At 72.5% G+C, this 20,732-nt stretch carries 18 protein-coding genes; 5 read left to right on the top strand and 13 right to left on the bottom strand.

From position 1 onward, the window contains the following. Nucleotides 1-119: 119 nt before the first annotated feature. The 3 genes from SMA5143A_RS10935 to SMA5143A_RS10925 all read right to left on the bottom strand — a co-directional run bounded on the left by SMA5143A_RS10935 (nt 120) and on the right by SMA5143A_RS10925 (nt 3,108). The gene (locus SMA5143A_RS10935) at nt 120-1,214 is read right to left on the bottom strand and encodes a GNAT family N-acetyltransferase (RefSeq protein ID WP_107462674.1); all 1,095 of its coding nucleotides are present in this window, start codon (nt 1,212-1,214) and stop codon (nt 120-122) included. 3 nt (nt 1,215-1,217) lie between these two features. Continuing rightward, nucleotides 1,218-1,607 carry a hypothetical protein gene (locus SMA5143A_RS10930; protein ID WP_107462673.1) on the bottom strand — a complete coding sequence of 130 codons (390 nt, stop codon included), beginning with the start codon at nt 1,605-1,607 and terminating at the stop codon, nt 1,218-1,220. Between the two features lie 295 nt (nt 1,608-1,902). Then, nucleotides 1,903-3,108 carry a S8 family peptidase gene (locus SMA5143A_RS10925; protein ID WP_107462672.1) on the bottom strand — a complete coding sequence of 402 codons (1,206 nt, stop codon included), beginning with the start codon at nt 3,106-3,108 and terminating at the stop codon, nt 1,903-1,905. Nucleotides 3,109-3,421: 313 nt separating this feature from the next. On the opposite strand from SMA5143A_RS10925, the gene SMA5143A_RS10920 reads away from it, so the two are divergent. After that, the gene (locus tag SMA5143A_RS10920) at nt 3,422-4,228 is read left to right on the top strand and encodes an SGNH/GDSL hydrolase family protein (RefSeq protein WP_107462671.1); all 807 of its coding nucleotides are present in this window, start codon (nt 3,422-3,424) and stop codon (nt 4,226-4,228) included. Nucleotides 4,229-4,381: 153 nt separating this feature from the next. Here the strand turns inward: SMA5143A_RS10920 and SMA5143A_RS10915 are convergent, their stop codons facing one another. The 4 genes from SMA5143A_RS10915 to SMA5143A_RS10900 form a co-directional block, all read right to left on the bottom strand. After that, nucleotides 4,382-6,106: a serine/threonine-protein kinase gene (locus SMA5143A_RS10915; protein ID WP_107462670.1), complete on the bottom strand. Its 1,725-nt coding sequence runs from the start codon at nt 6,104-6,106 to the stop codon at nt 4,382-4,384. Between the two features lie 60 nt (nt 6,107-6,166). Further along, complete coding sequence (locus SMA5143A_RS10910) at nt 6,167-8,020, bottom strand: nickel transporter (protein WP_107462669.1); 1,854 nt, start codon at nt 8,018-8,020, stop codon at nt 6,167-6,169. Then, nucleotides 8,017-9,561 (bottom strand): tetratricopeptide repeat protein, encoded by a 1,545-nt coding sequence (locus tag SMA5143A_RS10905; RefSeq protein ID WP_107462668.1) that lies wholly within the window; start codon nt 9,559-9,561, stop codon nt 8,017-8,019. The genes SMA5143A_RS10910 and SMA5143A_RS10905 overlap by 4 nt, the downstream gene beginning before the upstream one ends. Before the next feature lie 130 nt (nt 9,562-9,691). Continuing rightward, on the bottom strand, nt 9,692-11,215 hold the full coding sequence (locus tag SMA5143A_RS10900; RefSeq protein WP_107462667.1) for a DUF4331 domain-containing protein: 1,524 nt from the start codon (nt 11,213-11,215) through the stop codon (nt 9,692-9,694). Between the two features lie 327 nt (nt 11,216-11,542). Here SMA5143A_RS10900 and SMA5143A_RS10895 point away from each other — a divergent pair, with 327 nt between their 5' ends. From SMA5143A_RS10895 to SMA5143A_RS10885, 3 genes are all read left to right on the top strand, one after another. Then, nucleotides 11,543-12,085 (top strand): sigma-70 family RNA polymerase sigma factor, encoded by a 543-nt coding sequence (locus tag SMA5143A_RS10895; RefSeq protein WP_107462666.1) that lies wholly within the window; start codon nt 11,543-11,545, stop codon nt 12,083-12,085. Nucleotides 12,086-12,167: 82 nt separating this feature from the next. Then, a complete protein-coding gene (locus tag SMA5143A_RS10890; RefSeq protein ID WP_107462665.1) occupies nt 12,168-12,971 on the top strand; it encodes an anti-sigma factor in 804 nt (267 codons plus the stop codon). Between the two features lie 115 nt (nt 12,972-13,086). Then, the gene (locus tag SMA5143A_RS10885; protein WP_055541681.1) at nt 13,087-13,353 is read left to right on the top strand and encodes a hypothetical protein; all 267 of its coding nucleotides are present in this window, start codon (nt 13,087-13,089) and stop codon (nt 13,351-13,353) included. 30 nt (nt 13,354-13,383) lie between these two features. On the opposite strand, the gene SMA5143A_RS10880 is transcribed toward SMA5143A_RS10885, so the two are convergent. From SMA5143A_RS10880 to SMA5143A_RS10870, 3 genes are all read right to left on the bottom strand, one after another. Further along, on the bottom strand, nt 13,384-14,607 hold the full coding sequence (locus tag SMA5143A_RS10880) for a CaiB/BaiF CoA transferase family protein (RefSeq protein WP_107462664.1): 1,224 nt from the start codon (nt 14,605-14,607) through the stop codon (nt 13,384-13,386). 130 nt (nt 14,608-14,737) lie between these two features. Next, on the bottom strand, nt 14,738-15,520 hold the full coding sequence (locus tag SMA5143A_RS10875) for an ABC transporter permease (protein ID WP_107462663.1): 783 nt from the start codon (nt 15,518-15,520) through the stop codon (nt 14,738-14,740). After that, nucleotides 15,517-16,512 (bottom strand): ATP-binding cassette domain-containing protein, encoded by a 996-nt coding sequence (locus tag SMA5143A_RS10870; RefSeq protein ID WP_107462662.1) that lies wholly within the window; start codon nt 16,510-16,512, stop codon nt 15,517-15,519. The genes SMA5143A_RS10875 and SMA5143A_RS10870 overlap by 4 nt, the downstream gene beginning before the upstream one ends. Before the next feature lie 63 nt (nt 16,513-16,575). On the opposite strand from SMA5143A_RS10870, the gene SMA5143A_RS10865 reads away from it, so the two are divergent. Continuing rightward, nucleotides 16,576-17,283 (top strand): TetR/AcrR family transcriptional regulator, encoded by a 708-nt coding sequence (locus SMA5143A_RS10865; protein ID WP_107462661.1) that lies wholly within the window; start codon nt 16,576-16,578, stop codon nt 17,281-17,283. A gap of 24 nt (nt 17,284-17,307) precedes the next feature. On the opposite strand, the gene SMA5143A_RS10860 is transcribed toward SMA5143A_RS10865, so the two are convergent. Genes SMA5143A_RS10860 through hmgA form a run of 3 tightly spaced genes read right to left on the bottom strand, consistent with a single transcriptional unit; the run spans nt 17,308 to nt 20,617 of the window. Further along, on the bottom strand, nt 17,308-18,501 hold the full coding sequence (locus SMA5143A_RS10860; protein WP_107462660.1) for a type ISP restriction/modification enzyme: 1,194 nt from the start codon (nt 18,499-18,501) through the stop codon (nt 17,308-17,310). Nucleotides 18,502-18,513: 12 nt separating this feature from the next. After that, nucleotides 18,514-19,263: a GntR family transcriptional regulator gene (locus SMA5143A_RS10855; RefSeq protein ID WP_107462659.1), complete on the bottom strand. Its 750-nt coding sequence runs from the start codon at nt 19,261-19,263 to the stop codon at nt 18,514-18,516. Nucleotides 19,264-19,291: 28 nt separating this feature from the next. After that, a complete protein-coding gene (hmgA, locus tag SMA5143A_RS10850; protein WP_107462658.1) occupies nt 19,292-20,617 on the bottom strand; it encodes a homogentisate 1,2-dioxygenase in 1,326 nt (441 codons plus the stop codon). Between the last annotated feature and the right edge of the window lie 115 nt (nt 20,618-20,732).

Raw genomic sequence — 20,732 nt, 5'->3', positions numbered from 1 at the left:
CTCCCCTTGGGACCACTGTCGACGGACCGATGCGGGTGGATGTAAGACGGTATTGATGATTGAGCCCGTATGGCAAGGCCTACTGCGAGGCCTCACATTTTTGTTGTTGTGTCCGTTACCTACAGACCTGATCGGATTTTGCCTACCCGTTTCAGTGCTCTGTCCGCCGACGCGAACAGCTCCGGCCGGGCCAGCACGGCGTTCCGCAGCGCCCGGACGGGGGCGCGACGGGCCCGGTGCCCGAGCGCCACGGGGTGACGCCGGGTGGCCCACCCCTCGGACACGGAGATCTCCCGTGTCTTCAGGGAGTCCTTGTACTGCTTCTGGCCCCGGCCGAGATCCAGGTACGCGATCCCGTCCGCGGCGCCCTCCTCCGCCATGTGCAGATGCAGCAGCAGCCCCGGCGAGAACCTCGCGAACGCCGGGTCGTACGCGGGGAACCAGCAGGTGAGCACCCGCTCGGAGCGGAGCCCGAAATGGGCCGCGACCGGCTTGCCGTCCGCGTACAGCACGGACAGCTGGCCGGCGAAGGAGTCGGAGCGGGTGTGGAACAGCTGCTGGACGAGCCGGATGATCCACGGGTGCGCGAACCGGTCGCTGCGGCCGGTCCTGCGGTACTGGGCGGACTTCCAGGCCATCAGGGTGCGCAGGACCTCGGGGTCGCGCTCGTCGTGCACATAGCGGACCTCGCGCGCCGCGCGCCCGAGTCTGCGTTCCTTGGCGAGCGTCGAGCGGACGAACTTCGGGGAGCCGGCCCGCAGCCGGCCCAGATAGGCCTCGTAGCCCTGTTCGAGGTCCATGACCGGTGACGGGAAGGTCCCGGTCACGTGGTGCGCGAACGGGGTCTGACCCTCCGCCAGGTGGTCGAACTCCCAGACGGCGAGCCCGCAGGCCCGCAGCAGCGCCTCGGCGTCCCAGGTGAATCCGGGGCGGTGGACGACGCCCTGGCAGTCGGACAGTCCCAGGCCGACGGCCCGGCCCACCCCGACCGGGGTTCTCTGGAACGGGAAGAACGCCGCGGGTTCACCGCCCTCGCGCAGGACCGCGATCCGCACCCCGCGCCGGCACCGGCCGACCGCGAGGGCGAACTCGGGGGACAGGAACGGGTTCGCCAGCTCGGGCGCGCCGTGGAGGTGTGCCTTCGACTGCAGGGCGGTCCAGGCCGCCCGGTCGGCGGCGCTCAGTTCGCCTGGGCGGTACACGCTGATGTCCACGTCTCAGGTCCGTCTTCTCTCCGTACGGCCGCGCACGCGCCGTACCAGGCTCAGCAGGAGAACGAGCGAGCTGATCGCGGTCACGGCCGTGATCCCGCCGGTCACCGACCAGGAGTGGGTGGCGATCATGCCCTGTGCGACGAGGAGGTTCACCGCGATCGCGCCCGCGACGGACGCCACGACACGGCCGAAGGGTTCCAGTCCGCGCAGGGCGGCCCCGATGGCGGCTCCGGGCGCGACGAGGAGGAAGAACAGCGTGAACGGGCCGCGCAGGACCGAGTCCGCGTCGGCGAACGCGAGCACCGCGCCGGTCCCCGCCACGGCCGCGGCCACGCCCGCGAGCAGTGGCCCGCCGCTGTCGGACAGGGATGGCTTGGTACTCAAGGTCTGCATGGGCGACTTTGCCCCCCGAAGCGCCGGATGCCGGGCTTCAATGTCGCTCAGCGGGCGCGGGACCGTCAAGATGCGTAACCCGACGGCAAGCGCTCGCGCGGGAGGTCGGCGGAGAAGCGACGGCGGGGGGATCTCCGGGCCCGGGGACGAGGACTCCCCGGAGGCGGCGGGCGCCTCCGGGGAACTCGTGTGCGGACGGACCGTCCCGTGCCGGGAGACCTCGGGAGAAATCTGGAGACCTTAGGGGCTCAGGGACTCAGGGGGCCTCGGGAGACCGGGGACGGGCCGGCCGGTGTCACGGGACGATCTGGAGCAGGCGGTTCGGGGAGCCGGTGCCCGGGCTGGTCACCTTGCCCGTGACGGCCCCGCCGGTCAGTGCCGTGGCGACCTGGGCCGGGGTGGCCGAGGGGTGGCCGGCCAGGTAGACCGCGGCGGCGCCCGCGACATGGGGGGTGGCCATCGAGGTGCCCGAGATGGTGTTGGTGGCGGTGTCGCTGGTGTACCAGCCGGCCGTGATCGACGAACCGGGGGCGAAGATGTCCAGGACAGAGCCGTAGTTCGAGTAGCTGGCCCGGGCGTCGGTGCTGGTGGTCGCGCCGACCGTGATCGCCTCGGTGACCCGGGCGGGGGAGTACGAGGAGGCGTTGGCGCTGCTGTTGCCGGCCGCGACGGCGTAGGTCACTCCGCTGGCTATGGAGTTGCGGACGGCCGTGTCGAGGGCCGCGGACGCGCCGCCGCCGAGCGACATGTTGGCGACCGAGGGGCCGCTGTGGTTCGCAGTCACCCAGTCGATGCCCGCGACGACGCCGGCCGTGGTGCCCGAACCGGAGTTGTTCAGCACCCGCACCGCCACGATCTTCGCCTGCTTGGCGATGCCGTAGGTGGAGCCCGCGATGGTGGTCGCCACATGGGTGCCGTGCCCGTTGCCGTCCTGCGCCACGTTGTCGCCGTCGACGGCGTCGTAGCCGTTGGTGGCCCGGCCGCCGAGCTGGGAGTGCGTGATGCGGACGCCGGTGTCGATGACGTACGCCGTCACGCCGCCGCCCGCGGAGTCCGGGTAGGTGTACGTGCCGGAGAGCGGAAGGGACGCCTGGTCGGAGCGGTCCAGGCCCCAGGGGGCGTTGCTCTGGGTGGCGTCGGCGGTGAGGATCTGGTTCTGCTCGACCGAGGCGACCGCCGGGTCGGCGGCCAGTCTCCTCGCCTCGGCCGCCGAGAGCTCCGCCGACCAGCCGTTGAGCGCGGACCGGTAGGTCCGCTCGACCGTGCCGCCGTACTCCGCGATGAGGCTCCTGCCCTTGCTGGAGGCGGCCTTGAGGCCGGTGCTCTTCCTGAGGGTGACGAGGTAGCTGTCCTTGATGGCCGTGGGGGAGCCCGCCGCGAGCACCGTGCCCTCGGCGGGGGCGGCCTGGGCGGGCAGTGCGGTCGGGCCGACGAGCAGGGCGGCCGTCGCCAGGGTGGTGACGGCGGTGACACGGATCCTCTTGCTACGCAGGTGTGCCATTACGAGGGAGTCCTCCTCATGGGCGGCGCACGCCAGATGGGGGGCGTGCGTCTGTGGGGGGCGTGCGGGATCGCACTCACGACCGGGAGCGTCGCGTTCCGCTCCCGGCTCCCAGCAGCGTGGGGGAGGCGCAAGCGCGGCACAAGGGCGCTGAGGTCTTGTCATGCGTACGTCACATGTACGCAATCGAACGGAAGTTGAACGAGGTGTCTTCGGGGCGATAGGGACCCGAAAGTCTTGACATGGACACTTCCGATCAACACGCGTAGTTGCTACGACGGTTGACACAGAGATCCTGCTAAAGGGAGGTTCCATGAGACGTTCCCGATTTGCGGTATTCACGACCTCACTCCTCTTCGCCGTCGCCGCCACCCTGACCGGGACCGCGGCGGCGCAGGCGTCCGAAGAGGCCGCCGCCACCGGCTACGTGGCCCTCGGCGACTCCTACTCCTCCGGTGTCGGCGCCGGGAGCTACCTCTCCTCCAGCGGCGACTGCAAGCGCAGCACGAAGGCCTACCCGTACCTCTGGGCGGCCGCCAACTCCCCCTCCTCCTTCGACTTCACGGCCTGCTCCGGCGCCCGAACGGGTGATGTTCTGGCGAGTCAGCTCGGCCCGCTGGGCGCCGGAACCGGGCTCGTGTCCCTCTCCGTCGGCGGCAACGACGCCGGGTTCGCCGACGTGATGACCACGTGCGTGCTCCAGTCCGACAGCTCCTGCGTCTCCCGGATCAACACGGCCAAGGCGTACGTCGACTCGACGCTGCCCGGCCAGCTCGACAAGGTGTACTCGGCCGTGCGCGCGAAGGCACCGGCCGCCCACGTGGTGGTGCTCGGCTACCCCCGCTTCTACCAGCTGGGCGGCACCTGCCCCGGGCTGTCCCAGACGAAGCGGTCCGCCATCAACAACGCGGCCGACTATCTGAACACCGCGATCGCCAAGCGCGCCGCCGACCACGGATTCACCTTCGGCGACGTCCGCTCCGCCTTCACCGGGCACGAACTGTGTTCCGGCGACCCTTGGTTGAACAGCCTCAACCTGCTGAACATCGGTGACTCGTACCACCCGAAGGCCGCGGGGCAGTCGGGCGGCTACCTGCCGGTGTTCAGGAACGCGGCCTGACCCCGGTCACGGCCCTCACGAGCACGACCTGAACACCCGCCCGAACACGCCCTGAGCACGCCCTGAGCACGTCGACCGGGCCGGCTCCCCGCTCCCCGGGGCCGGCCCGGTCAACCCCGTTCCAGGCGCTCGGGCGTGGTCCGAACGATCGGCCTACGCCCGCGGCTCCACCGCGCGGTCGTAGGCCCCGGCCCCGGCCCCGGCCTCGTCGTCGGAGCCGCCGGGGTCCCCCGAGTCCGAGGGGGTGCCGCCCGTGGTCGGGGGCTCCTCCTCGCACGTCACGGAGAACGCGACGGAGTTGGACTTCGTCCGCACCGGCCCACGCACCTCGACGGTGATCTCGTCCTCGTAGGTCGTGTCCGGCGCGTACGTCGTGACGACGATCCGGTCCTGCCGGCTCTTCCCGCCGCCCTCCGGGAACGACAGCGTCTTCCACTCGGTGTCCGGTGCCTTGCTGCTCGCGGTCACCCAGCGGTACTCGACCTCCACGGGCACCCGGCCCACGGTGAACGTCGCCGTGAAGCGCGGGGCGTCGCCCTCGGACGGCGGACACGCCCCCGAGTAGCGGGTGGCCTCGCCCGCGACCACCACCTTCACGGACTGGGCCGGCGGCTTGCTGGTCGTCGGACCGTCGTCCGGGGTGTCGGAGGGCCCGTCGTCCTCGGTGGTGGGCTCGTCGCTCGGCTCGTCGGACGTACCGCCGCCGCTCGTCCGCCCGTCGCCGCCGCCCGTGGTGCCCGCGCCGTTGGTGGTGTTGCCGTCGGCCCCGCCGTCGTCCCGGTTGACCCAGGCGTACGTCAGCCCCGCGACGGCGAGGGCGAGCGCCGCGATACCCGTGATCAGGAAGACGAGGGCACGCCGGTCGCGCCCCTGCGCACCGGCGGGCACCGCCGAGGGGCCCGTCGCCACGGCCGGGCCCGCGTACGACGGCGTCGGGGCCCCGTACCCCGCCGTGTCCCGACGGGTCGGCCCGCCCCCGGCCGGGGACGTGGTCACCGTCGGGACGTACGGGGCCGCTCCGGCCGTGTCGGTCCCGGAAGGGGTGCCCCCGGCGCCGATGATCCGCAGGTCCCGTTCGGCCTGTTCGGCCGGGACCCGCTCCGCCGGGTCCTTGCGCAGCAGTCCCTCGATCACCGGGGCCAGCGGACCCGCCCGGCGCGGCGGCGGCAACTCCTCGTCGACGACCGCGCGCAGCGTGCTCAGCGGGGTGTCCTGCCGGAAGGGGGAGTTGCCCTCGACCGCGGCGTACAGCAGCACACCCAGCGACCAGAGATCCGACTCGGGTCCCGGCGTCCGGCCGAGCGCCCGCTCGGGGGCGAGGAACTCGGGCGAGCCGATCACCTCGCCGGTCATCGTCAGCGCGGAGCTGCCCTCCACCGTGGCGATGCCGAAGTCGGTGAGGACCACACGGCCGTCGTTGGACATCAGCACGTTGGCCGGCTTCACGTCCCGGTGCAGGACCCCCGCCTCGTGCGCGGCGCGCAGCGCGGCCAGCACCCCGGCGCCGATCTGCGCGGTGCGCTGCGGGGTGAGCGGGCCCTCGGCGTCCAGGAGATCGGCGAGCGACAGGCCGCGCACCAGCTCCATCACGATCCAGGGGCGGCCGTCCTCCAAGGCCACGTCGTACACCGTGACGACATTGCGGTTGGCGACCCGCGCGGCCGCCCAGGCCTCCCGCTCCAGCCGGGCGTACATCCGCTCGACGTCGGACGTCGGGATACCGGCCGGGGCCCGCACCTCCTTGACCGCGACCTCACGGTGCAGCACCTCGTCGCGGGCCCGCCACACCGTTCCCATGCCGCCCTGGCCGAGCGGGGTCAGCAGGCGGTAGCGGCCCGCGATCACACGTTCACTGCCCGGTTCTTCGGACACGGACATCCCCCATCATTCGCATCCGCGCGACGTCTGAACTCCGTGCGATTTCTCCCCAAAAGTAGCTCAGAGGAACGCGGATGCCGCCCCCTTGAACACCAAACCCGCCCCCAGGGCGACAACCAGCAGCGCCGACGCCAGCGGGACGGTACGGCGGACCAGCGCCGCGGTGGGGCCGCCGAGCCGGCCCTGGCCCTTGTCCATCACGCGCGCCGCCCAGCCGCCCGCCTTCACCACGGCGTACCCGGCCGCGGTCAGCGTGAGCGCCAGACCGATGCCGTACGCCAGCACCAGCAGCAGACCGAACCACGCCTTGCCCATCGCCGCCGCGCCGACCAGCACGACCACCGCGGAGGGGCTCGGCACCATGCCGCCCGCGAAACCGAGCAGGATCGTGCCGCGCAGGGTGGGCGCGGTGGGGTGGGTGTGGGTGAAACCACCATGGGTGTGGGTCAGACCACCGCCGAGCAGCGAACGCTTGGGGGCGGGGGTGTGGTCATGGTCGTGACTGTGGCTGTGGCTGTGGGACGCGTCGTGGTCGTGGTCGTGGCTGTGGACGTGACCGTGCTGGTGCCCGTGGTCATGGCCGTGCTCGTGGGCGGTGCCGTGGCTGTGGGTGTGCGACTTGACCGGGGCCGTTTCGGGGGCGTGGGTGTGCGCGTGGGCTTCGCCGTGTGTGCGGGGGTGCGCGTGGGCGAGGACGAGCTGCTTCTGGGGCTCGGGCTCGGGCGCGTGGTCGTGCGTGGGGGAGTGGCCGCTCCCGTGGCCGTGGCCGTGGGAGTGACCGTGACCATGACTGTGGGAGTGACCGTGTCCGTGACCGTGGTCATGGTCGTGGTCGTGGTCGTGCCCGTGCTCATGTCCATGTCCGTGCCCCGGCATCAGCGTCAGCTTGCGGTTCAGCCAGGCGCGGCGGGCCAGGGTCACGCCCGCCGTCATCACGAAGAGGCCGCTCGCGATGCCGAGCCAGGTGATGACGGACGGGGCGGCGGCGGAGCCGGCGAGGACCAGCAGGCCGAGGGCGACCACGCCCAGGGTGTGGGTGATCGTCACCGACGCGGCCATGGGCAGCACATCGCGCATCCGGGCCCGGTCGCGGGCGGCGGCGGTCGCGGCCATGAGTGTCTTGCCGTGGCCCGGGGCGAGCGCGTGCATCGCGCCGAGGAACAGGGCGATGCCGAAGGCCAGCGCCCCGAAGCCGAGGGTGAGCTCGTGGCTGGAGACCAGGTCGTCCAGGGCCCGGGTCCAGCGGTCCGCGCCGCGCGGGAGGATCGAGGCCCCCGGCGCGTCGCCCTCGCGCTCCGCCAGCGCGGGACCGCCGGGCCGCACCTGGAGGGAGGCGGTCGCGGTGTCCTCGGGGGACTGGAGCAGTTCCTGGGGGTAGTCGGTCAGCCGGTCCGACACCGACTCCTTCGGCACGTCCGACCCGGTCAGGGTCATCCGGTCGCCCTGCGCGGTGACCTCGCGCCAGCCGGGTCCGGAGTCCACGGCGGCGTGGAAGCGCACGTCGACGGCCCGGTCCGGCAGGGCGGCCCTCAGCCGGCACTCCACGCGGAGCGTCTTCAGCCCGGCCTGGCCCGGCCGCTCCTGGGCCCGGCTCGACGCGACGGTCACCTCGACGGCCCGTCCGTCGACCGTCACCTCGGTGTCCCCGGCGGCCGTCGCGCACCGCTCACGGGCCCACCCCGCCCTGCCCCGGCGCTCGATGGCGGGCTCCGCCTGGGTGGCGGGAATCTCCGCCAGGTCCTCCACATGGAGGATCCTGAGCTGACCGGGGGCGGCGACCAGGCCGTCGTACCGGTTGACGGTGAAGTTGCCCAGCGGGTGCGCGCTCGCGGTTCCGCTGGGCACGAGCACCAGGGCGCAGGCGGCCGTGAGGACCGCCGCGCAGGAGGCGAACAGGCGCCGAGGGGCAGTCACTTGGCCTCCAGAGCCTTCAGGGTCTTACGGGCCTCGGCGGCGCCGCGCGGGGCGAAGCCGGGGTTCAGATCGAGTGCCGCCTCGAGGGAGGCCTTCGCGGCCTTCTTCTCGCCGGCGCCGTACTCGACCATCCCCCGGTGGTAGAGGAACGTGGCGTCCTTGTAGCCGGGAGCGGTGGCCCGCCGGGCGTACGGAAGGGCCTCCTCGTCGCGGCCGTTGACGTGCAGGGCCCAGGCGAGGGCGTCCGCCGTGTGGACCGTCTCGCGGCGCTTCCACTCGGCCTCGGCCGCGCGCAGGGCGGCCTTCCTGTCGCCGTGGTCGGCTGCGGCCAGCGCCGTGTCGAGGTCGGCGTTCACGCCGTTGGCGCGGGCGATCGCGGTGTAGGCGTTCACCAGTGCGTACTGGTCGCGGGCCGCCGACTTGTCGCCCTTCGCGTCGTACAGCTCGCCGAGGAGGACCAGCGGGCCCGGCAGCGGGTAGGCGGACACGACCTGTTCGAGTCCGCGGACGGCCTCGGTGGTGTCGCCGCTCGCGGCCTGGGCACGGGCGCGGCCCTCCAGGGCGGGGAGGTAGGTGTCGTCGGCGCCCAGGGCGCGCGCGTAGTGGTCGAGCGCCGTCCTGACGTCGCCCTGCTTCCACGCGAGTTGGCCGAGCTGGGTGGCCACGTAGGCGATGTCGCCCCGCGTGACCGCCGAGTCGAGCGCCTGCCGCAGGACGCGACGGGCGGTCTTCACGTCGCCGCGCAGCTCGTGCACATAGGCGTAGCGGGTGAACACGGGGATGCCGGGGCGGCGGGTGTCGGCGAGCTTCGCCGCTTTCAACGCCTCGTCGTAGCGGCCGAGTTCGACGAGGGCGTCGATCCGGCTGCACAACGCCCGTTCGCTGTACGGGTTCTCCTTGAGGGCACGGTCCGCGTAGCGCAGGGCGTCCTCGAACTCGTGCCGGGCCGCGGCGAGCGCGGCGAGGCCGGCGAGGGCCGGGTCGTTGTCCGGGCGCAGCTTCAGGGAACGGTTCAGGGCCTTCTCGGCCTGCGGGTAGCGGGAGGGGTCGCCCTTGGTGCGGGCCTGCTCCACATAGGCGAGGCCGAGCGTCGACCAGGAGCCGAAGTCCCGCGGCTGGTCCTTGAGGTGGGCCTGCAACGCCTTGACCGACGTGTCCAGGTCCCCGCCGGCGAGCTGTGCCGCCGGGAGCCCCGGCGCGGAGGAGAGGGCGACCGGCCCGTTGTCGTCCCGGGCGCCCAGCGCGATCGCGAACCCGGTGAACGCGACGGCCAGCGCGGCAGCGCACGCGGTGAGCCGCAGCAACCGCCCCCGCGCGGGCTCACGAACGGGCACGACGCCCCCGGACTCGGCACCGGACTCGGCCTCGGCACCGGACTGGCCACCGGACTCGGCCTCGGCACCGGACTGGCCACCGGACTCGGCGACGGCGACGGCGTCGGCACCGGCCTCGGCGATCTCGTGACCGTCGGCCTCGGGAGCCCCCTCGTCGGGGCGCGGACGTCCGTCCTGCGACGCGCTGTCGTTCGTACGCGGGGACATGCCCTCTCCTCAAAGTCCTTGCCGAGCAACGGTGGTGACGTCGGTGGGGCGCGGCCCGCCGTGGGGGATGGATACGAGCGGACCGCGCCGGTCGGTGGGCCGGGCCCCCGCGGGGCCCGGCCGGGTGGGCCTAGTAGTAGGCCCGGTCGTTCCGGCGGCGCCACCACAGCAGGCCCGAGCCGATGAGCAGGACACCGACCGCGCCGGCACCCGCGGAGGCCGCGATCAGCGTGGTGTCGTCCGTGCCGGCCTCGACGCCACCGCCCAGCGCGCTGCGCACGTTGTTCGTGGTGTTGCCCTTGACCGTCTTGCCCCGCGAACCGGCCGTCGGCAGACCGACGTACGGGAAGGACTTGCCGAACTTCTTGTCGTTCTTGTCGACCGCGTCGCCCAGGTCGTTCTTGGCGCCGACCAGTTCGCCCTCGACCACCTGGAGCGCGATGTCGATCACGTCGTCGGTGAGCCGGCGCCCGTTCGGGAAGCCCTGGTTGTCACCGTCGAGGACACCGAGCCGCTTCGGCTTCGCGGTGGGCTTGATGGAGGTGTTGAGGCGCAGCTGCTCCGACGGGGTCACGCGCGGCGGCTGGTTGAGGCCCTCGACACCCTTCAGGAAGACGTCGACGAGGTCGTTGCGCGGCGTCTTCGGGGCGGGGATCTTGTAGATCGCCTCGATCAGCTTCGGCAGCTCCGGCTCGGTGACGTTCTTCAGGAACTGGGCGTCCTCCGTGGGCGAGGACGCGTTGAACCGGTCCTTGTCCTTCAGCGGGTTGACGACCTCGTTCACCAGCGGCATGCCGAGGCGCGAGACCTGGTGGAAGCGGCCGTTGGCGCCCTTGCGCTGCGTCGTCGACCATATGCCGACGATCGGCTGGTCCTTGGAGTAGGCGAGCGCCGCGCTCGGCACCTGGAGCGCGATCGAGTTGACGTTGTAGCCCTTGAGGGTGTCCCGCCCGACCTCGGAGAGGTCACCGCCGTACAGCAGGTCGAAGACGCGCAGGTCCAGGAAGAACGGGTCGTCGGCCTGGCCGGCGAACGTCGTCACACCGCTCGCGGTCTTGTAGACGGCGTCGTCGCGCAGCTTCTTGAAGTTCGGCATCGAGGCCTTGCCGACGTTGGAGGGCGCCACCCACACGTCGTCGGCGAGCTTCGTGCGGGACACCGGGCGGCGGTCCCGCAGCTTGATCAGCTCGATGTCGTACGTCTGCGTGATGTTGAGGTCCGGGTCGTCCAGGCTCTCCACGACACCCGTGTTGTACAGGAACGTACGGTCGTTCTTCGTCTTGGTGTCGAACGTGTAGCGGAAGATCAGGTCTTCCTTCGCGTCGCCGTCCTGGTCGACGCGGATGTCGTACTGGGCTTCCTCGGAGAACGGGAAGAAGTTCGGTCCGCCCGCCGGCTCCTCGAAGGGGATCCAGTTCGCGACGATCGTCGTCGTGTCCGGCCTGTCCGGGCTGACGAACGCGTACACGTCGGTGTTGTCGAACTGCGGCTCCCCCGAGATCAGCGGGGCCTCACGGTGGCTGGAGGCGGAGGCCGTCCCCGGCCCCAGCACGGTCACGCCGGCGGCTGCGAGCCCTCCGGCGGCCAGCGAAGCACAGATGAGGGCCGCGATGCTCCGCCGCCCCGCGCCGCTCTTGGAAGTAGGTGTCGTCATGCCGTCCGTCCTCTGTCCCAACTTGCCTGACGAACGCCATTCGGAGCGGTCGGCAGGGTGGATTGGTCGAATCCCAAACGTTCTTACGGCGCGTTTGAAAGGTTGTCTCAGCGGAGAACGGGATTCCTCGATCGAGATCGTGTTCGGAGCCCGTCCCGACCCCGTCCGGAGCCCGTCAGGACCCGATCCGGCCGGATCCGATCGGATTCGTCGACGGGGGACCCGCGTTTTGGGCACGCTGATCCGTAACCCCATCCGGAGGTGGGGCGGTTGCGAATGCCTTACGCGCGGGGATGGCCGTGCTCGGCCGGAGGCGAGGGGGAGCGAGTGGAGGCGGACAAACTTCTGGTCCGGGTGGCCGGAGGTGACCAGCGGGCCTTCGAGGAGCTGTACACCCTGGTGTCCGGACCGGTGTTCGGTCTGGTGCGCCGGGTCGTACGCGACCCCGCGCAGTCGGAGGAGGTGGCTCAGGAGGTGCTGCTCGAACTCTGGCGCTCCGCCGGCCGCTTCGACCCCGCCCGAGGCAGCGCCCTGTCCTGGATCCTCACCGTCGCCCACCGGCGCGCGGTGGACCGGGTGCGCAGCGCCCGCGCCGCCACCGAGCGCGAGCAGCGCGAGGGCCGCCGGGCCCACGACACCGCCTTCGACCAGGTCGCCGAGGAGGTCGAGGCGGGCCTCGAACGCCAGTGGGTGCGCCACTGCCTGGAACGGCTCACCGCGCTCCAACGCGAGTCGGTCACCCTCGCCTACTACGACGGCTACACCTACCGTGAAGTGGCCGAGCGGCTCTCGCTGCCCCTCGGCACGGTCAAGACCCGTATGCGCGACGGACTCACACGGCTGCGCGAATGCCTGGGAGGAGTCGCATGAGCGTCCTGATCGGCCTCGTGGTGCAGGAGGCCCCGTTCGGTTCCACCGCGCCCCGCGCCCGGGTGCCCGAGGGAGGGGCGGCATGAGCCTGTTCCGCCGCGAGGACCTCCACTCGCTCGCCGCCCCCTACGCCCTCGACGCCCTGGAACCCGACGAGCGCCGCCGCTTCGAGAAGCACCTGGAGCGCTGCGACCGCTGCCCCGCCGAGGTGCGCGCCCTGGCGGAGGACGCGGTCCGCCTCGCCTGGTCGACGGCCGTTCCCGCGCCGGCCGCGATGCGCGACCGGGTGCTGGCCGCCGTGCGGAGCACTCCTCAGGAGGCCCCGGCGCAGGCGCGGCCCCAGCAGCATCTGCCGCCGCACGTCTGGGGCACCGCGCCACCGCCGAAGGCGCGCGCCCGTACGCCCCGGATGCGCCCGTTGTTCATGCCGCTCGCCACCGTGACCGCCGCCGGCGCGCTCGTCGTGGCGTCGCTCTTCGCCGTCGAGGCGAACCGGACACAGGATCAGCTGGACGCGGAGCGCGCGCAGTCACGTGAGATCGCCCACGTTCTCACCGCGCCGGATGTCCGGGCGACCCGGGAACAGGACGCGGAGGGCAACGGAATCGGAGTGATCGCTTCCGCCGAGGAGGGGCGCGCGATCGTGACGCTCGCCGGATTCGAGGACCTCCCCCGCGACCGGGTGCACCAGCTCTGGCTCATGCGCCCCGACGTGCAACCACGCTCCCTGGGCCTCTTCGACGGCGACACGCCCTTGGTCACGAACGGATTGGACACCGATGCGACGTCACTCGCCGTGACCGTCGAGCCCGACGGGGGGTCAACGCAACCCACCAGCCAGCCGATTGTCCAACTCGCCCTGAAATCAGTTGGATTCGGAGAGTAATCGACAACGCCCTTACGGGGTAGGTGTATACCGAGACCGTGATTCCCGAGTGCTCGGGTGGGGCGATATGGTTACGCTGCCCGGGCCGGGTGGACTCGAACGGGTGGGGAGTGACATGGAACAGATAACAGTCCGTAGGGCGCGAGTCCCTGCGATCACTTGCGGGAGCAGTGCGACCAGTTCGCGCCTCGACCGCCATCTCTCGGTGCTGAGCGGCCCCGCCGTGCCGCAGCGCGAGACGGCCGAGGCGACCTCGCTGATGCGCGAGATAACGGCGCGTTCCCCGCACGAGAAGCGTGCCGCCAAGGACACCCGCGTCGGTCGAGTCTCGCTGTTCGCGCCCCTGAGGCGGTTGCGCCGCTCGCTCTTCGGCAGCCGCTAGCACCAAGGTTCTTCAGCAGGAAGCCCGCGCTCAGGCGATCACACCGTCCCGGCGCAGCGCTGCGATCTCGTCGCCCGTCATCCCCACGGCGCGCAGCAGCGACTCGGTGTGCTCCCCGAGCGCGGGTACCGCCCCCATCCGTGCCTCGTCCCCGCCCGGCAGCGTGATGGGCGGCAGCAACGCCCTGAGCGGCCCCACCGGTGACCCCACTTCCCGCCACCGGTCCCGGGCCGCCAGCTGCGGATGCTCCGCCAGGTCGTGCACGTCCCGCAGGCGTGCGCAGGCGATCCCGGCCGCCTCCAGCCGCGCCACCGCCTCGTCCGCGTCCAGGGCGCCCAGCGCCCGCGCCACCGCCTCGTCCGTACGGTCCCGGTGCGCGACCCGGGCCGGGTTGGTCGCGAACGCCGGGTCATCGGCCAACTCGGGTCGCCCCAGCACCCGTTCGGCGAGCCGTCGCCACTCGCGGTCGTTCTGCACCGACAGCAGCACCCGGGCGCCGTCCGCCGTCGGATAGGCGTCGTAGGGCGCGATCACCGCGTGGGCGATACCCGTCCGCACCGGGGGAGTGCCGCCGTGCAGGGTGTGGTGCAGCGGGTGCCCCATCCACTCGGCGAGCGCCTCCAGCATCGACACCTCCACCGGCCCGCCCCGCCCGGTGGTGCCCCGGCGGAGGAGCGCCGCGAGGACCCCCGAGAACGCGTACATCCCGGCGGCGATGTCCGCCGCCGGGATACCCGCCTTCACCGGTTGCTCCGGGGTGCCCGTCACCGACACCAGCCCGGCCTCGCACTGCACGAGCATGTCGTACGCCCGCTTGTCCGCGTACGGTCCGGACGCCCCGTAGCCGGAGATGTCCACCGCGATCAGCCGGGGGTGCGCGGCGCACAGGGCGGCGGCGTCCAGACCGAGGCGGGCCGCCGCGCCGTGCGCGAGGTTCTGCACGAACACGTCCGCGTCCGCCACCAGCCGCCGTACGACGTCCAGGCCGCGCGGGTCCTTCAGATCGAGGGCCAGGGACTCCTTGCCCCGGTTGCACCACACGAAATGGGAGGCGAGGCCCCGGGCGGCGGTGTCGTAGCCGCGCGCGAAGTCACCGCCGTCCACCCGCTCGACCTTGATCACACGGGCGCCGAGGTCGGCGAGCTGCCGGGTGGCGAAGGGGGCCGCCACGGCCTGCTCGACGGCGACGACGGTGAGGCCGTCGAGGGGCAGGGGATCGCCGGTGCCGGTAGTTGAGCGCATGCCGTGGATCATGTCCCCGGCGGGGTGTCGTTGTCAGCAGGGCGTGCCGAGCGTCACGCCCCGGTACACCGGCCTGCGGCCCACCCCGCCGGAGCGGGCCGGAAGCCGCTGGGTCCGGCCCGTCCCCCGAACGGGCCGGAGGTCATCTGGGGCCGGCCGCGTACGTCCTGACCGCGAGCGGTACGAACACCGCGAGGAGGACGGCGCACCAGGCCAGGGAACCGGCGATCGGATGGGCGACAGGCCAGGCGGCGCCGTCGGGGACGGGCGCGTTCCCGAACAGGTCGCGCAGGGCCGTGGTGACCGCGCTGATCGGGTTCCATTCGGCGGCGGTGCGCAGCCAGCCCGGCAGACCCTCGGTCGGGATGTACGCGCTGGACAGCAGCGGCAACAGGAAGGTGGCCCCGCCCAGTTGGCCGGCCGCTTCCTCGTTGCGGGTGAGCAGGCCCAGGAAGACACCGATCCACACCGCCGTGAACCGGAACAGCAGCAGCAGGGCGAACGCGCCGGCCGCCGCGAGCGCGCCGCCCTCGATCCGCCAGCCCACCGCCAGTCCGACCAGCAGGAACGGCGCCGTCCCCGCGGCCGTGAGGACGAGGTCCGCCGCGACCTGGCCGAGCGGGACGGCGGCCCGGCTCATCGGCAGGGTGCGGAAGCGGTCCATCACGCCCCGGTGGGTGTCCTGCGCGGCCTGGAACATGCCGGTCATGATCCCGCCGGCCGCCGTCGCGACCAGCAGACCGGGCACCAGGAACCGGCGGTACTCCTCGCCCGGCACGGCGAGGGCGCTGCCGAAGACGTACCCGAAGAACAGCAGCATCGAGATCGGCATCGTCTGGGTGAGGATCAGCAGCCCCGGATTGTTCCGGGCCCGCCGCAGCTGACGGCCGAGCATGGCCGCGCCGTCGTACGCCAACGCGCTCATGCGGCACGCTCCTTGACGTCGGAGTGGTCGGAGTGGTCGGAGTGGTCGGAGAGCGCGGTCGCGGGTGTCTCGGTGAGGCGGAGGAACACGTCGTCGAGGGTCGGCGGGCGCAGGCTCGCGTCCAGCAACGGCACCCCGGCCGCGTCGAGTTCGCGGACGAGACGGGGCAGCGTCAGCGTCGGGTCGAGACAGACCGCGCCGACCGCGTGCCGGTCGTGGTCGAACGACGGCTCGGCCCCCGTGAGCTGGTCGAGGACGCCCGCCGCCGCGACCATCGCGTCGGCGTGCGCGACGACCACCTCCGCGTACGACCCGATGAGCGCCTTCAGCTGGGGCGGCGAGCCGCTGTGCGCGATCCGCCCCCGGTCCATCAACACCACCTGGTCGGCGAGCCGGTCGGCCTCCTCCAGGTACTGCGTCGTCAGCAGCACGGTCGTCCCCTCCGCCTTGAGGGCGCCCACGGCGTCCCAGATCTGGTTGCGGCTGACCGGATCGAGCCCCGTGGTCGGCTCGTCGAGGAAGAGCACCGCCGGGTGCCGTATCAGGCTCGCCGCCAGGTCCAGCCGCCGCCGCATCCCGCCCGAGTACGTGGAGACGGGCCGGTCGGCGGCCTCGGCCAGACCGAAGCGGTCGAGGAGTTCACCGGCGCGCGCGGCGGTGCCGCGGACGCGGTGCAGCCGCGCGAACAGCCGCAGGTTCTGGCGTCCCGTGAGGTCCCCGTCCACCGACGCGTACTGCCCGGTCACCCCGATCGCCCGCCGCACGGCCTGCGGCTCCCGTGCGAGGTCGTGCCCCGCGATCCGCGCCGAACCGGCGTCCGGCCGCAGCAGCGTCGCCAGCAGCCGTACGGTGGTGGTCTTGCCCGCCCCGTTCGGGCCGAGCATCCCGACCACCGAGCCCCGGGCCACGGCCAGATCCAGGCCGCGGACGGCGCGGACCTCCCCGAAACGCTTCTCCAGACCTTCACTAAGTACAGCGTACGTAGAAGTCATGGGTCGACCATAGCGCACTACGCACGCTGTACGTAACTAGGATGGTGGCCGAGGTGATGATCGATGGCTGGCCGACCGGCGGTACCCCAAGTGATCTGGGCGCGCGCCGAGCGCACCGGCCGCGGCCCGCGACCCGCGTTCAGCCGGGCGGACATCGCGGCGGCGGCGGTGCGGCTCGCCGACGAGGGCGGGCTCGACGCCGTGTCGATGCGGCATGTCGCGGCCGAGCTGGGCTGCGGCACCATGTCGCTCTACAACTACGTGCCGCGCAAGGAGGACCTGCACGAGCTGATGGTCGACGCCGTCGGCGGTGAGCACGAGCTGTGGGAGCCGAGCGGGGACTGGCGGGCCGACCTGCGCCGGGTGGCGCACCAGACCCGGGAGCTGATGCGCCGGCATCCGTGGCTGCCGCGGCTGATGTCACCGGTGTACGGGTTCAGCCCGAACGCGCTGCGGTTCCTGGAGCACTGCCTGGCCTGCATGGACCCGCTCGACGCGCCGTACGGCACGAAGCTCCAGCTCCTGGCGCTGCTCAACGGGTGTGTGACGACCTACGTCGCGAACGAGCTGGCGACGGCGGAGCGGACGCGCGCGCTGCCGTGGTCCGAGGAGCAGGAGAACCAGGTGCGGATCGCGTACCTGGGCGGGCAGATCGCTTCCGGGGCGTATCCGCGGATGGCGGCGGCGTTCACGGAGGACGCGGGGCCGATCGACCTGGAGGCCGTCTTCGACTGGATGCTGGACAGGGTGCTGGACTCGTTCGCACCCTGACACCGTGCCGGTCGGCGGGGCCGCTCACAGCAGGGTGAACTGGCCCTCCGGGCCCTCCTCGTCGTGGTCCAGCACCGAGGCCGGCCTGCGCGCCGACTCCACGACGGGGAGGACGCCCGCCGTGTGCAGGTCCTCCGTCGTGAGGTGGTCCTTCACCGTCAACCCGTCCTGCTCCGGGCGCAGTTCGGCGAGCAGCGCCAGGACCGTGATCAGCTCCAGGAGCTCCGACGTCCAGCTCTGGGGCCAGGTCGCGGGGCGTACGGCCTCCAGGGTGCCCGGTTCCGCGGGCTCGGTGCGGCGGGCGAACCACGCGTCGAGGACGCGGACACCGCCGACGTGGAAGTCCCAGGCCCCGGCGGGCACCGGTGAGACGCGGCCCTCGTCGAGGAGGAGCGCCTCCTCGTCGGGGTCGTAGCGCAGCTCCGCCGGGCGGGCCGGGAGCGGGGCGCGGACGTAGGGGCGCCGGCCGCCGGGGAGCTTGGGGCGGTCGCCGTCGCGGCGCATCAGCCAGAGGACGCGGCGGCCCAGCGCGACGCCACGGGACCAGGTCTCGGGGTCCGCGGTGAGCGGGACCTCGATGCCCCCGGGGCCCGGACGCGCGGTCGCCAGGACCCAGCCGAGGACGTCCAGGGGGTCGGCGCGGTCGGCGCCGACGCGGTCGGCGAGGAACTCCGTGAGACCGGGTGCCAGGTTCGGTTCCCGGCCGCCGGGCCGCCGGAACAGGGGGCGGACCCGGCCGGCGCGCGGACCGTGCGCGGGAGTCAGCGGCAGGACCGCCGTGGCGAGGAGCGGCGGCCCGGACGGTTCGGGGGCGGGCGTCTGCTCCACCACGAACACCTGGTGCTCGTCCGCGACCCGCCACAGCTCGGGGCGGGCCGCGTCGATCAGGCGGTGGTCGGGGACGAGCCACTGCTCGTCGAAGGGCGCGGCGAGGACCCGTACCGGCTCGGGACAGGGGCCCGACTCGCGGACCAGCCGGCCGGTGCCGCCGGTCCGGCCCGGCAGTCCCGGGACGGCGGACATGAGGGTGCGGGAGCGGGTGGGGCCGAACAGGGCCTCGCGGTCCGGGCCCTCCGCCTTCATCAGCGCGTCCCAGCGGGCCCTCAGGGAGGCCGCGTCGGGCGCCGCCGGCCACCCCCGGCCCAGCCGTGGCGGTGCGACGGACCACGGCATGAGGTCCGCCAGGAGCGGAGCGTCGTCGTGCGTCACGCTGGGCATCGTACGACCTCGTCAGTGGGCGTCGAGGGTGACCGTGAAGGAGAAGCGGTCGCCGCGGTAGTGGATGACCGCGACGTCCAGGACGCGGCCCGACTCGTCGTAGGTGACGCCCGTGTAGTGCAGGATCGGGCTGAGCAGGGGGATCTGGAGCAGGCGGGCGGTCTCCGGGTCCGCGAGGCGCGCCTCGACGGTGTCGGTGATCCGGCCGATGGCCACGCCGACGGCGTCCCGGAGCACCTTGGTCATCGGCCAGCGCAGCAGGTCCTCACGGTCGATGCGTTCGGCCAGCTCGGGGCGGACGTAGTTGCGGGCGTGGTTGGTGGGTTCCCCCGTCCGTTCGTCGCCGCGTAGCCGGTGGTACGTGGCCACCTCCGTCAAGTCGGGGAAGTAGTCCGAGAGTTCACCCGACAGGGGGGTGCTGCCCTGGTCCAGCAGCTCGGTCGTCATACCGGACTGCTGGGCCACGATCGCGTCCACCGAGCCGAGCAACCGCACGGGCGTGCCCCGTTGTGCGCCCGGCTCGATGAACGTGCCGCGCCGCCGGTGCCGGCTGATCAGCCCCTCGTCCTCCAGCTCCTTCAGCGCCTGCCGCATGGTCAGCACGCTCACCCCGTAGTGCCCGGCCAGCTGCTCCTCGGTGGGCAGGCGCAGCGGATCGTGGGGCGACCGGCCCAGTATCGAGGCGCGCAGGGACTGCGAGACCTGATACCAGAGAGGCAGCTTGCGGTTCAGGACGATCGAGTCCGGGGCGAAGGAGGTCACGACGCTATCCGTACCCGGCCCGGCGCGTTCAGCGCAACGGACCGAAGTGACGCTGGAGGCCCGACCACACCTCGTCGTACCCCTGCTGGAGGTGGTCCGCCCCGGCCGCCTGCGCGGTGGTCAGGATCGGCCACCGCGTCTCGAACATGAAGGCGAGCCCGTCGTCGACCTTCTGCGGCGCCAGCTCGGCGGCGCTCGCCCGGTCGAAGGTCTCCCGGTCGGGGCCGTGCGCGGACATCATCGTGTGCAGGGAGCCGCCCCCGGGCACGAAACCCCCTTCTCCGGCCGTCTTCGCGTCGTACGCGCCCTCGATGAGGCCCATGTACTCGCTCATCACGTTCCGGTGGAAGTACGGCGGCCGGAAGGTGTCCTCGCCCACCAGCCAGCGCGGCGCGAACACCACGAAGTCCACACCGGCCAGCCCCGGGGTGTCCGAGGGCGAGGTCAGGACGGTGAAGATCGACGGGTCCGGGTGGTCGTACGAGATCGAGCCTATGACGTTGAACCGGCGCAGGTCGTAGACGTACGGCGTGTGGTTTCCGTGCCAGGCGACCACGTCGAGCGGTGAGTGGTCGTAGGTGGCCGTCCAGAGGTTCCCGCAGAACTTGTTGACCACCTCCACCGGGCCCTCCACGTCCTCGTACGCCGCCACCGGCGCCCGGAAGTCACGGGGGTTCGCCAGGCCGTTGGCGCCGATCGGGCCGAGGTCGGGCAGCCGGAAGGGGGCGCCGTAGTTCTCGCAGACGTAGCCGCGGGCGGTGGCGTCGAGGAGCTCGACCCGGAAGCGGACCCCGCGCGGGACGAGGGCGACCTCGCCGGGCTCCGCGTGGAGCAGACCGAACTCGGTGCGCAGGAGCAGGCCGCCGCGCTCCGGGACGATCAGCAGCTCGCCGTCGGCGTCGCTGAAGACCCGCTCCATCGAGGACGTGGCGTGGTACAGGTGCACGGCCATGCCGGCGCGCTGGGCCGCGTCGCCGTTCCCGCCGAGCGTCCACAGGCCGGCGAGGAAGTCCGTGCCCGCCGGGGGCTCCGGCAGGGGGTTCCAGCGCAGCCGGTTGGGGTCGGGGACGGTCTCGGTGAAGGGGGCCGTGCGCAGCGTGCCGTTGTCCGCGCGGGTGAAGGCCGGGTGCGCGGCCGACGGGCGGACACGGTAGAGCCAGGAGCGGCGGTTGTGCGCCCGCGGCTCGGTGAAGGCGGTGCCGCTGAGCTGCTCCGCGTACAGGCCGAGCGGGGCGCGCTGGGGCGAGTTGCGGCCCTCGGGCAGCGCGCCCGGGACCGCCTCCGAGGCGTGCTCGTTGCCGAAACCGGAGAGGTACTCCAGCCCCTCGGCGGTCTTCCTCGCGTCCCCGCTCATGATCGCTCCCTCGCGCTCCTGATTCCTATGCATCACCGTAGGATTCGGACCAGGCGGGCGCAAGGGGGCCGATGGCCGGATCGAGGCAAGCGGCGGCCCCCGTGTCGCCACATCG

Source organism: Streptomyces sp. MA5143a, from assembly GCF_900290235.1.
Lineage (GTDB): Bacteria > Actinomycetota > Actinomycetes > Streptomycetales > Streptomycetaceae > Streptomyces.
Note: the sequence above shows the minus strand (reverse complement) of the source record. Positions and strands in the feature narration are given on the sequence as shown.

What these genes read in the sequence shown, in the direction of transcription:
- SMA5143A_RS10930 (WP_107462673.1), bottom strand. Translation starts at nt 1,607, where the DNA reads ATGCAGACCTTGAGTACCAAGCCATCCCTGTCCGACAGCGGCGGGCCA.
- SMA5143A_RS10925 (WP_107462672.1), bottom strand. Translation starts at nt 3,108, where the DNA reads ATGGCACACCTGCGTAGCAAGAGGATCCGTGTCACCGCCGTCACCACC.
- SMA5143A_RS10920 (WP_107462671.1), top strand. Translation starts at nt 3,422, where the DNA reads ATGAGACGTTCCCGATTTGCGGTATTCACGACCTCACTCCTCTTCGCC.
- SMA5143A_RS10915 (WP_107462670.1), bottom strand. Translation starts at nt 6,106, where the DNA reads ATGTCCGTGTCCGAAGAACCGGGCAGTGAACGTGTGATCGCGGGCCGC.
- SMA5143A_RS10905 (WP_107462668.1), bottom strand. Translation starts at nt 9,561, where the DNA reads ATGTCCCCGCGTACGAACGACAGCGCGTCGCAGGACGGACGTCCGCGC.
- SMA5143A_RS10900 (WP_107462667.1), bottom strand. Translation starts at nt 11,215, where the DNA reads ATGACGACACCTACTTCCAAGAGCGGCGCGGGGCGGCGGAGCATCGCG.
- SMA5143A_RS10890 (WP_107462665.1), top strand. Translation starts at nt 12,168, where the DNA reads ATGAGCCTGTTCCGCCGCGAGGACCTCCACTCGCTCGCCGCCCCCTAC.
- SMA5143A_RS10885 (WP_055541681.1), top strand. Translation starts at nt 13,087, where the DNA reads ATGGAACAGATAACAGTCCGTAGGGCGCGAGTCCCTGCGATCACTTGC.
- SMA5143A_RS10880 (WP_107462664.1), bottom strand. Translation starts at nt 14,607, where the DNA reads ATGATCCACGGCATGCGCTCAACTACCGGCACCGGCGATCCCCTGCCC.
- SMA5143A_RS10875 (WP_107462663.1), bottom strand. Translation starts at nt 15,520, where the DNA reads ATGAGCGCGTTGGCGTACGACGGCGCGGCCATGCTCGGCCGTCAGCTG.
- SMA5143A_RS10870 (WP_107462662.1), bottom strand. Translation starts at nt 16,512, where the DNA reads ATGACTTCTACGTACGCTGTACTTAGTGAAGGTCTGGAGAAGCGTTTC.
- SMA5143A_RS10865 (WP_107462661.1), top strand. Translation starts at nt 16,576, where the DNA reads ATGGCTGGCCGACCGGCGGTACCCCAAGTGATCTGGGCGCGCGCCGAG.
- SMA5143A_RS10860 (WP_107462660.1), bottom strand. Translation starts at nt 18,501, where the DNA reads ATGCCCAGCGTGACGCACGACGACGCTCCGCTCCTGGCGGACCTCATG.
- hmgA (WP_107462658.1), bottom strand. Translation starts at nt 20,617, where the DNA reads ATGAGCGGGGACGCGAGGAAGACCGCCGAGGGGCTGGAGTACCTCTCC.